This is a genomic window from Listeria fleischmannii subsp. fleischmannii LU2006-1 (assembly GCF_000344175.1).
Lineage (GTDB): Bacteria > Bacillota > Bacilli > Lactobacillales > Listeriaceae > Listeria > Listeria fleischmannii.
In genome coordinates this window covers 21,944-28,726 of sequence record NZ_ALWW01000037.1, presented here as the reverse complement: position 1 = coordinate 28,726, position 6,783 = coordinate 21,944, and the positions used below count along the sequence as shown (strand labels likewise).

Below are 6,783 nucleotides of genomic sequence, written 5' to 3'. Positions count from 1 at the left end.
AAGTACTTACAATTTGAGCAAAGCCATACTCATTTTTTTTGAACCCCTTATCGAATTAGTGCAGGCGGCGAAGCGTGCGGTAGATGTTCTCCACCAACAAGTCCACTTTAATGAAGAGACGGGCACTTATACGGTAGCGAAAACATTTGCTCCTGCGATGAAAAGTTTGCAGGACTCCCTTCAAAAAGCACGCGGAATCGATCCAAAATTAGATGCACAGCTAGAAGACTATGAGATATTGGCTGTGGTGTACAAAGACAACACCGGAAAAGATGCGGTGATGTGGGTGTTAGAAAAAAATGGGGTACGCGTTCAAAATGCGAAGCTCCAAAAGTATATCGAACAGACGGGGCGCTACCAAGATGCAGAGAAATATACTATAATCACCTTAGCGGACCTCGATAAAAAAAATCACCAAAGCGTGGCAAAAGGGTACCTACTATATGAACGGGAAAGTGTATTCTGGCGGCACCGGGAAAGTCCTCCAAGCCTCTGCCTATGTGCAGGAGTGGAAAGGGAAGATTGATGAATCGGGATTGACGGATGTGGTGCTTGGGCTCGGCTTGAGTGCGGCGGCGATTCGGGGAAGTATGGAATATGGGAGTATCCCTAAAGTGAAAGTGAAGGACTCACTAAAAGTTCCTCAAAAACCTTCTGATATTGCGTCAGGTTGGCAGGGGTATGGAAAATATCCTGGCGTTGATAGATACAGAGATATTGAACTGAAGCCTGGTAAGATAATTTATCGTGGAGAACCTAATGGGACGGAATACTTTACAACAAAATCAGCAATAATCCGATCAGGAAAAGATGCTGACAAAGTCTATACTGGATTGCAGGTAGAAAAACATCCAATTCATGGTTATAGAGGAGTAATGCAAGGCTATTTAGTTAATGAAAAGGTTGATGCGGCATTCAGTATTACTAAGGCAAATCCTCAATTTGGTGAAGGAGGTTTGCCACAAGTGTTTATACCCAACATTGAACAATTATTAGAAAAGGGTGCATTAATTCAAGTAGATAAAATAACGCTTGGAAAGTAGGTAGAATAAATGTTTAATAAAATAAATGGTCATTTAAAAATAAATAAAGAAGTAACTTTATATCAAGGATATACGTTTTCTGACTTTAAAAGAACAAATCTATACAACGGACAAGATGGCATACGAATAATAAATTTGGGTGAGCAGAAAGTTGGTGGTGATAATTATATAGTGAATTTATTTTTTAGAGAAAATTTATTATATATGGTTTCGTTGATAAATTGTGATATTGAAGTTTCTGAATTAGACGAAAAAATACGAAAACAGATTCATGACGCTACTTTAAGGAAATGTGAAATTGAGGAAGGGTATCAATATTCGTGGGGCAGAATATATTCTGAATATGATAAAAGAAGTAATGTTAGTAGCATAAATATATTTTACAAAAATTAAAATGACTAATCAATTCGGTGTGTTTTTTAGTTAGATTCAAAATAATCTTGATTAAAACTATGTGCAATTTTGGGTTTCATGAACTTTTTTAGCAATTTAATACGCAGGCTCACTAATTGTGGTTCGAAAAAACTAACAAGACTTAATGAATGAGGGAAATGATGCAAGCAAATAACACTCAGCAGCTATTACTAAATTTGAATGAAATTGAAATGTATTTGATTAGTAATGAAAAACCAGTAGATGCAGAAAGAATAAATAAAATCCGGTTACAGATTAAAAATAATAGCTCTCATGAGATGCTTACTCATGCAATTAAAAAATTTATTGCGATGGCGAGCGTAAAATATTTAGGGGATATCCAAATCAAAGAGTTTTATTCTCCATATGAATGGATGAATTATTTAAGTAAGACAGTGGAGTTGGCTAAGTCTATATTGAAAGATATTGCATACTAAATTCATACCAAGAAAAGTTTGGTTGAAATAGCTAGCATTCGGCATAGTATGTAAAAAAGTGGCATAAATTAAAAGACCTTTCCGAAAACAGAGAGGTCTTTTTTATGGATAGTTACCATTTCATCCCTAATTTATTCGTGTATTGTCGTTTTGAATCGTTTTTCCTATTTTTATTTGGAAATATCAATCAAAAAAGAACATATTTAGCAGGTTGTTAGGCCGGAAGTTAAATCTGCAATAGAAATAAGTCAAGTGTTTAAATGTGTAAAAAATACATATTAATCTATAAAAAAATATAAAAATTTAATATTTTGTCTACAGATTATTTAGAGATTCTGACTTATAATAGTTTACGTACTATAACCCTTTTTAGTGCAATATAGAAAGAATTCAATCCCTTGCCAGTCCTACTCCCACAGGACTGGTTCTATTTTTATTTCCAGTTATTTTAATGGGTAATTTTACCAAAAAATATACTCTATTTTAGTAAATATTCACTTTTTGTCTATAGAATTTATAAAAGAAAACATGTATATTAATACCAGAGCTTCCTTAATGTGGGCTAACAACAAACATCAATAGAGCTCGGACCTGGCAAAATCTAGGTCTTTTTTTATGAAAATAGAGGTATAAAAATTATAAAATTCATGATTTGGACAAACATTCTAGGCTTCAAATATAGTATAATAAAACGGATCGTTTAAAAAAGGGAGTTGAAAAAATGGGATTTTTAGAAGCTTATAAATCATTTTGGAGGAATTATGTGAATTTCAGTGGACGCTCATCGCGCTCTGAGTATTGGTATGTCTTTTTATGGAATATCATTATTGTAGCTGTATTCTACATTTTAATGCTGATTGTCGGTCTTTCTTCCGTAACAGCAGCTATGAGTACATCCAGTCCAGAAGAAGTTTTCGCAGCAATGTTTGCAGGGCCAATGTTGTTCATTATGTTACTTTTCTGGTTATACGGCTTAGCTAACATTATTCCAGCACTTAGTTTATCCATTCGCAGACTTCACGATTCCGGAAAAAGTGGTTGGTTCATCTTACTTGGGCTTATTCCATTTGTAGGAAGTATTATCGTGATTGTCTTCATGTGTTTACCAAGCGTAGAAGATGGCGGCAAAAAGGGTGACGAATACGGTTTTTAAGTAAAGGCATTATAGCTAGTGGTTCGAATTACCACTTCCTATAATGCTTTTTTTGTTTAAAGTAGTCCAAATAGCAACCTTAAAAAAAAATTCCCCCATCTCCCCCGTCTGAATTTAAACCTTTAAAAAGAACGAAACATTAAGATTGACATCAGAATCATTTTAATGTTAAATATACCATAGGGGTATATAAGGAGGAAGTTATGTTTGGATTATTTAAACGCTCAAATAGCGTATCAACAAATGAATTAGCTAGTAAATGGAACGGGAAGATGACCTTGTTAGATGTGAGAACACCGAATGAATTTCGAGCAGGGCACATTCCTTTTGCTAAAAATGTACCATTAAACAATATAGCGGGTTATAAAGGCAAGGATAACCAAGACATATATGTGATTTGCCAGTCAGGAATGAGAAGTAAGCAAGCAGCTAATATTCTAAAAAAGAATGGTTACAATGTTATAAACGTTCGCGGTGGTATGAATCAGTGGACGGGTTCCGTTAAAGGAGGAAAATAATCATGAAAAAAATCATTATTGTAGGTGGCGTAGCAGGAGGAATGTCAGCAGCTACACGATTACGCCGTCTAAATGAAGAGGCTGAAATTATCGTTTTAGAAAAAGGCCCTTTTGTATCTTTTGCGAATTGTGGCTTACCTTATTATGTTTCGGGTGAAATAAGTGAGAAAGATTCTTTACTCATACAAACACCAGAAGCATTAAAAGCAAGATTTAATATAGACGTACGCCCATTACATGAGGCGATCAAAATTGATGCCAAAGAAAAAATCGTAACGATTAAGCATAAAGAAGAATTGTTGGAAGAAAGTTATGACTACTTAATATTATCTCCAGGAGCAAAACCATTTATTCCCCCAATCAAAGGTTTAGCTGAAGCAAAAAATGCATTTAGCTTGCGAAATGTGCCTGATTTAGATCGAATTATGAATCATCTAGAAAAAGAAAAAACCAAGCATGCAACAGTTATAGGTGCAGGATTTATCGGTTTAGAAATGGCAGAAAATCTGAGACACCGAGGTCTAGAAGTCACCGTCGTAGAAAAAGCACCACATGTATTACCTCCACTTGACGAAGAGATGGCTGCATATGTAAAAAAAGAACTGATTCGAAATGGTGTAAAAGTTATGACTAATCAATCAGCCGTAGCCTTTCAAAATGAAGGGAAAGAAATTACATTAGAAGATGGCTCGACACTTTTATCTGATTTAACCATTTTATCTGTTGGTGTTCGTCCTGAAAATACACTTGCTGAGAGTGCGGGTATAGAGCTTGGATTTGGTGGTGGAATTTTAGTAGATGAAAACTATCAAACAAGCCTTCCGGATATTTACGCGGTAGGTGATGCAATCGTTGTGAAACAACAAATAACAGGAGAAGATGCCCTCATCGCTCTTGCTTCTCCCGCTAATCGTCAAGGTAGACAAGTAGCGGATGCCATTAGTGGGCATAGACGAAAAAATAAAGGAAGCATTGGAACTGCGATTGTGCGTGTTTTTGATAGTAGTGCTGCTTCAACAGGGTTAAGTGAACGGGCGGCAAAACAGGCAGGGTTAGACATACAAGTTGTTCATGTTTCAGGAAAAGACCACGCTGGATACTATCCAGGCGCAACGGATGTGTTATTAAAACTCATTTTTAATCCAAAAACAGGGGCTATTTACGGGGCACAAGGCGTCGGGGAAAAAGGAATCGACAAACGAATCGACATTTTGGCAACGGCCATTAAAGCGGGACTCACCATTTTTGATTTACCAGAGCTAGAATTGACCTACGCACCGCCATTTGGCTCTGCAAAAGATCCTGTTAATATGATTGGTTATGCAGCAATGAATGTGGCAGAAGGTCTAAGTCAAAATATTCAGTGGTATAATCTTGAAGACGAACTTAAAAAAGGAAAAGTTTTACTGGATGTGCGCAATCCTTTAGAGCTAAAAAACAATGGCCAATTTAAAAATGCGATTCATATCCCACTTGATGAACTGCGGAGTCGTGTCCAAGAACTGGATGCAAGCAAATCATATATCATCACCTGCCATAGCGGACTAAGAAGCTATATTGGTGAGCGCATACTCAAACAAGCTAATCTGGGCGCAGAAAATTTAGATGGCGCATTTTCTTTATATAATACTGTGAAACCGGAGGAAATTAAACGTGTATAGTTCAATATCAAATGACGAATTTTATCAAAAAGAAACAAGGGGAAAATTAATCGTTTTAGATGTAAGAGAGGTGGATGAATTTCAAAGAGGACATATTCCCTCTTCGAAAAACCTGCCATTAAGTGAGCTGGGAAATCGTTATCACGAACTTGATAAAGGCACAGTATATTATATCATTTGTCAATTTGGAGGCCGCTCAGCTAGAGCCTGTGATTTTTTGAGTAATAAAGGTTTGAATGTTAAAAATGTAATGGGCGGAATGTCTTCATGGAAAGGGGAGGTCGTATAATGTACGTACAAGAAAAAACCATTTTAAATCGCCTAAAACGGGCAGAAGGGCAACTAAGAGGTGTTCAAAAAATGGTGGAGGATCAGAAAGAATGTATTGATGTCATAACTCAATTAAGCGCTATACGATCAAGTGTCGACCGGATTATTGGCGTAATTGTAGCAGAAAACTTAAAAAATTGCCTTGAAAACCCAGAAATAGACAAGGAAAATCAAAGCAAAAAAATTGAGAAGGCTATTGAAATGATTATAAAAAAATAGAAGTTTAAAAATATCTTATTTTGCTGGCAACATAAAAAGAGGCTTTGTTATCTCTGGATTTGTTGTCAGTTTTATTTTGGTTTGTGTGACTTTAAATAAAGTAGACTTTTTAAATTGTATCAGGCTCAATTATTTTTTTAAAAGCATCAAAAAACCAGTTAGCAAGAAATATACTTGCTAACTGGTTTTCGTTGTTTTATAATACAAATTTTTCTATTGCAACAGCGACCCCGCTATTGTTGTTGGTTTCAGTGATAAAATCAGCCATTTCTTTTAGGCGTGGAATGGCGTTACCCATAGCAACGGCGGTACCGGCAAATTCGAGCATGGTTGTATCGTTTTCATGGTCACCAATACACATCACCTCTTCTTGTTTTATGCCAAGAAGTTCGGAAAGTTGCTTGACGGCATTTCCTTTGCTCGCCTCAGGATTTAGAATTTCTAAATAAAATGGGGCACTGCGGACAAGATGGTAGCGATCACCAAGGTCGCTTGGTAGTTTCTTTATTCCCGCTTCAAGAATTTCAGGTTCATCGATCATCATCGCTTTGGACATTTTAAAGTCGGCTGGCATTTTTTCGATTTCGCTAAAGACGAGCTGGCTTCCGGTTAGATAGGCCTCAACAACAGTATATTTTCCAATATTTCGATTGGCTGTATAAAGCGTTTTATCATCGAAAAAGTGCATATGGAGACCGGCATCTTCACTTAACTTGGAAAGGTAAATGAGATCCTCTTTTTCAAGTGTGAGATGTGAAACGACTTTTTTAGTAAAGGTGTCTTGAACCATGGCGCCGTTAAAGCTAATGACATAATCGCCCTCTTCGCGAAGTTCAAGTTCCGTTAAATATTGTTGTACGCCAACAAGTGGTCGGCCTGTACATAAGACAATTTTCACACCTTTTGCCTTTGCTTTACGAATCGCGTCTTTTACCTCGCTTGTTACTTCATGATGGTCGTTTAAAAGTGTACCATCAATATCAATTGCTACTAATTTAATCATAAAAT

At 36.3% G+C, this 6,783-nt stretch carries 9 protein-coding genes and 1 pseudogene; 9 read left to right on the top strand and 1 reads right to left on the bottom strand.

Annotated features, from left to right (window positions below):
• From LFLEISCH_RS15400 to LFLEISCH_RS10870, 9 genes and pseudogenes are all read left to right on the top strand, one after another.
• Positions 1 to 526 (top strand): annotated as a pseudogene (locus LFLEISCH_RS15400) (hypothetical protein); the annotation flags it as partial.
• The gene (locus tag LFLEISCH_RS10905) at positions 444 to 1,043 is read left to right on the top strand and encodes a hypothetical protein (RefSeq protein ID WP_206538451.1); all 600 of its coding nucleotides are present in this window, start codon (positions 444 to 446) and stop codon (positions 1,041 to 1,043) included. The pseudogene LFLEISCH_RS15400 and the gene LFLEISCH_RS10905, both read left to right, overlap by 83 nt.
• A 9-nt stretch (positions 1,044 to 1,052) precedes the next feature.
• Complete coding sequence (locus tag LFLEISCH_RS10900) at positions 1,053 to 1,436, top strand: hypothetical protein (RefSeq protein ID WP_007476418.1); 384 nt, start codon at positions 1,053 to 1,055, stop codon at positions 1,434 to 1,436.
• A 158-nt stretch (positions 1,437 to 1,594) separates the two neighbouring features.
• Complete coding sequence (locus LFLEISCH_RS10895) at positions 1,595 to 1,894, top strand: hypothetical protein (protein WP_143211962.1); 300 nt, start codon at positions 1,595 to 1,597, stop codon at positions 1,892 to 1,894.
• Between the two features lie 721 nt (positions 1,895 to 2,615).
• Entirely contained in the window at positions 2,616 to 3,047 is a 432-nt protein-coding gene (locus LFLEISCH_RS10890; protein ID WP_007476414.1) for a DUF805 domain-containing protein, read from the top strand.
• A gap of 203 nt (positions 3,048 to 3,250) precedes the next feature.
• Positions 3,251 to 3,565 carry a rhodanese-like domain-containing protein gene (locus tag LFLEISCH_RS10885; RefSeq protein WP_007476412.1) on the top strand — a complete coding sequence of 105 codons (315 nt, stop codon included), beginning with the start codon at positions 3,251 to 3,253 and terminating at the stop codon, positions 3,563 to 3,565.
• A complete protein-coding gene (locus LFLEISCH_RS10880; protein ID WP_449560087.1) occupies positions 3,565 to 5,226 on the top strand; it encodes an FAD-dependent oxidoreductase in 1,662 nt (553 codons plus the stop codon). The genes LFLEISCH_RS10885 and LFLEISCH_RS10880 overlap by 1 nt, the downstream gene beginning before the upstream one ends.
• Positions 5,219 to 5,515 (top strand): rhodanese-like domain-containing protein, encoded by a 297-nt coding sequence (locus tag LFLEISCH_RS10875; protein WP_007476408.1) that lies wholly within the window; start codon positions 5,219 to 5,221, stop codon positions 5,513 to 5,515. Before LFLEISCH_RS10880 ends, LFLEISCH_RS10875 begins: the two co-directional genes overlap by 8 nt.
• Positions 5,515 to 5,775 carry a metal-sensitive transcriptional regulator gene (locus LFLEISCH_RS10870; RefSeq protein ID WP_007476407.1) on the top strand — a complete coding sequence of 87 codons (261 nt, stop codon included), beginning with the start codon at positions 5,515 to 5,517 and terminating at the stop codon, positions 5,773 to 5,775. Before LFLEISCH_RS10875 ends, LFLEISCH_RS10870 begins: the two co-directional genes overlap by 1 nt.
• Before the next feature lie 196 nt (positions 5,776 to 5,971).
• On the opposite strand, the gene yidA is transcribed toward LFLEISCH_RS10870, so the two are convergent.
• The gene (yidA, locus tag LFLEISCH_RS10865) at positions 5,972 to 6,778 is read right to left on the bottom strand and encodes a sugar-phosphatase (RefSeq protein ID WP_007476405.1); all 807 of its coding nucleotides are present in this window, start codon (positions 6,776 to 6,778) and stop codon (positions 5,972 to 5,974) included.
• Positions 6,779 to 6,783: the final 5 nt, after the last annotated feature.

What these genes read in the sequence shown, in the direction of transcription:
- LFLEISCH_RS10905 (WP_206538451.1), top strand. Translation starts at nt 444, where the DNA reads ATGAACGGGAAAGTGTATTCTGGCGGCACCGGGAAAGTCCTCCAAGCC.
- LFLEISCH_RS10900 (WP_007476418.1), top strand. Translation starts at nt 1,053, where the DNA reads ATGTTTAATAAAATAAATGGTCATTTAAAAATAAATAAAGAAGTAACT.
- LFLEISCH_RS10895 (WP_143211962.1), top strand. Translation starts at nt 1,595, where the DNA reads ATGATGCAAGCAAATAACACTCAGCAGCTATTACTAAATTTGAATGAA.
- LFLEISCH_RS10890 (WP_007476414.1), top strand. Translation starts at nt 2,616, where the DNA reads ATGGGATTTTTAGAAGCTTATAAATCATTTTGGAGGAATTATGTGAAT.
- LFLEISCH_RS10885 (WP_007476412.1), top strand. Translation starts at nt 3,251, where the DNA reads ATGTTTGGATTATTTAAACGCTCAAATAGCGTATCAACAAATGAATTA.
- LFLEISCH_RS10870 (WP_007476407.1), top strand. Translation starts at nt 5,515, where the DNA reads ATGTACGTACAAGAAAAAACCATTTTAAATCGCCTAAAACGGGCAGAA.
- yidA (WP_007476405.1), bottom strand. Translation starts at nt 6,778, where the DNA reads ATGATTAAATTAGTAGCAATTGATATTGATGGTACACTTTTAAACGAC.